The organism is Pseudomonas mucoides, from assembly GCF_015461845.1.
GTDB classification, from domain to species: domain Bacteria; phylum Pseudomonadota; class Gammaproteobacteria; order Pseudomonadales; family Pseudomonadaceae; genus Aquipseudomonas; species Aquipseudomonas mucoides.
Window position 1 is genome coordinate 1 of sequence record NZ_JACOPW010000019.1, and the last position, 2,596, is coordinate 2,596.

General features: G+C 64.4%; 2 protein-coding genes. Both read right to left on the reverse strand.

Going from position 1 to position 2,596, the window contains the following annotated elements:
• Positions 1–105: 105 nt before the first annotated feature.
• Positions 106–861 (reverse strand): IS21-like element helper ATPase IstB, encoded by a 756-nt coding sequence (istB, locus tag H8F22_RS32480; protein WP_083375454.1) that lies wholly within the window; start codon positions 859–861, stop codon positions 106–108.
• A gap of 17 nt (positions 862–878) precedes the next feature.
• The gene (gene istA, locus H8F22_RS32485) at positions 879–2,393 is read right to left on the reverse strand and encodes an IS21 family transposase (protein WP_038408847.1); all 1,515 of its coding nucleotides are present in this window, start codon (positions 2,391–2,393) and stop codon (positions 879–881) included.
• Between the last annotated feature and the right edge of the window lie 203 nt (positions 2,394–2,596).

Sequence of the window (2,596 nt, forward strand, 5' to 3'; positions counted from 1 at the left end):
TGCGGATTCCACGCCATTCGGACACTCAGCCCACGCTGATCCGGACACCTGTTCCACGATCATTCGGACAGGCAGTCGGAGCGCAGCGACGCAGGGGTGGCATTGTTAGTCTGAGGTGCCCGGCGTCGTCAATTTCTGCGTCCGTTTGCGCATTGATTCACCCTCCAGATTGATCCGATAAGCGTTGTGCACCAGGCGGTCGAGGATGGCATCGGCCAGGGTCGGATCGCCGATCAGTTCGTGCCAGTTGTCCACCGGCATCTGGCTGGTGACGATGGTCGAGCGCTGGCCGTAACGGTCGTCCAGTAGCTCCAGCATGTCGCGCCGTTGCTCGCCGGTGAACGGGGCCAGGCCCCAGTCGTCGAGGATCAGCAGGTCGGTCTTGGCGTAGCTGCTCATCAGCTTGGCGAAGCGGCCGTCGCCATGGGCCAGACCCAGTTCTTCCAGCAAACGTGGCAGGCGCAGGTAGCGCACGCTGTAGCCCTCCCGGCAGGCCTGGTGGGCCAGGGCGCAGGCCAGCCAGGTTTTACCCACGCCGGTGGGCCCGTTGATGATCAGGTTGAGTCCGTCGCGTAACCACTGACCGCTGCTCAGCTGGAGGATCAGCGCCTTGTCGAGTCCGCGCGGGCTGCGGTAGTCGATGTCTTCGAGGCAGGCGTTGTGCTTGAGCCGGGCCTGACGCAGGCGGCTGCTGAGGCGCTTGTCGTCGCGTTCGGTCAGTTCGCGGTCGACCAGCAGGCCGAGGCGTTCCACGAAGCTCAGGCTGTCGATGTCGGGGGTTTTCAGTTGCTCGGCGAGTGCCTTGAGCATGCCGGTCAGGCGCAGGGTCTGGAGCTTGTCCAGGGTCGGATGGGGCAGCATGGTGGGATTCCTTGTGTTCAGTGGTAGTAGCCGGGGCCGCGCAGATTGGCGTGGTCGTCCGGCAGCAGGGGCAGGTTGGCTTGAGCCAACGGCAGGCTTTCCAAACCCTGGCGCAGGATCGATTCGAGGCTCTTGTAGCTGCACGCACCGAGGCTGAGGGCGCGACGGCAGGCCAACTCCAAGCGCACTTCGCCATGGGTCTTGCCCAGGCGCAGGATGCCCAGGCAGGCCCGGTAGCCTTGGGTTGGGTGGATGCGCCGTTCGAGGATGTGGCTGATCACGCCGGCCGTGTTCGGCCCGGTCTGCTCAGCCCAGCGGATCAGCCGTTGTGGCGTCCACTCGGCGTGCTCGCGATGGCTCTTGGGCATGTGCTCGGCCTGTGTGCTGTGCCGGCCCTTGTGCGGTGAGCGAAGGTGGCTGGCCACCCGCTGATTGGCGTGGAAGCACTCCACCGTGCGCGCTGTCAGGCGTACTTCCAGTTGTTTCTTCACCAGTTGGTACGGCACCGAGTAGTAGTGCCCATCAACCTCGACGTGGTAGTCGATGTGCACACGCGCCTTCTTCCACTCGGCATACACGTAGGGTTGCTCCGGCAGCGGCCGCAGCACCGGACGATCCAGGGCTTCGAAGGCCGAGTGCCGGGAGCCCGGCAGCTTGCGAAACGGTCGTCGGTTGAGGCGCTCCAGCAATAAGGCGATGGCGCTGTTGAGTTCGTTCAAGGAGAAGAACTGGCGGTTCCTCAGCGCGGCGAGGATCCAGCGCTCGACCACCTGCACGCCGACCTCGGCCTTAGCCTTGTCGCGCGGCTTACGCGCCCGCGCCGGCACCACCGCCACGCCATAGTGCTCGGCCAGATCGCGGTAGCTCGGGTTGATGTCCGGCTCGTAGCGATGGCTCTTACTCACCGCGCTGCGCAGGTTGTCCGGCACCACGATCTCCGGCACGCCCCCGAGGAAGGCGAAGCAGCGGGTATGCGAGCCCAGCCAGTCCGGCAACTGCTGCGACCAGGTGGCTTCGGCGAAGGTGTAGCTGGAGGCGCCGAGCACCGCGACGAACACCTGCGCCTGGCGGATCTCGCCGCTGTGCCGGTCGATCACCGGCACCGTCTGCCCGGCGTAGTCGACGAACAACTTCTCGCCGACGCGATGTTCCTGGCGCATCACCACGTCCAGCTTGCCCTGCCAGGCCCGGTAGTGCTCGCAGAACCAGCTGTACTGAAAACCCTGCGGCTGGCTCAGGCGATACTCCTGCCAGAGCAGCGCCAGGGTCACGCCGGGGCGACGCAGCTCGGCGTGCACCCAAGACCAATCAGGCAGTGGCCGCTGCTCACTGGGCACCGCAGGGGCCAGTGGGAACAGTTGCTGTTCCAGTTCGGAATCGGACAACGAGCAGGGCCAGGCTAGACCGCTGGCGGCAAAGCGACAGAGGTAATCACCGGCACTGCTGTGGCCTATGCCCAGACTGCGGGAGATCTTACGGACAGACAGCCCGCAATCGAACTTGAGGCGCAACACCTCACGGATTTTACGCATGGACAAACGCTCCACGACGACCTCTCTGCTTCGAAAAAGAGGTCGATGGTAGTGAATAAATCCTGCGTAGCTGCCTGCCTGGAAAGTGTCCGGATGGCCGTGGAATCGGTGTCCGGATGCTCGTGGAATGAGTGTCCGGATCAGCGTGGAATCACTGTCCGGATGTGCGTGGAATGGGTGTCCGAGTCAGCGTGGAATCCGCA

Coding starts and splice junctions, on each gene's coding strand:
- istB (WP_083375454.1), bottom strand. CDS start 861: ATGCTGCCCCATCCGACCCTGGACAAGCTCCAGACCCTGCGCCTGACC.
- istA (WP_038408847.1), bottom strand. CDS start 2,393: ATGCGTAAAATCCGTGAGGTGTTGCGCCTCAAGTTCGATTGCGGGCTG.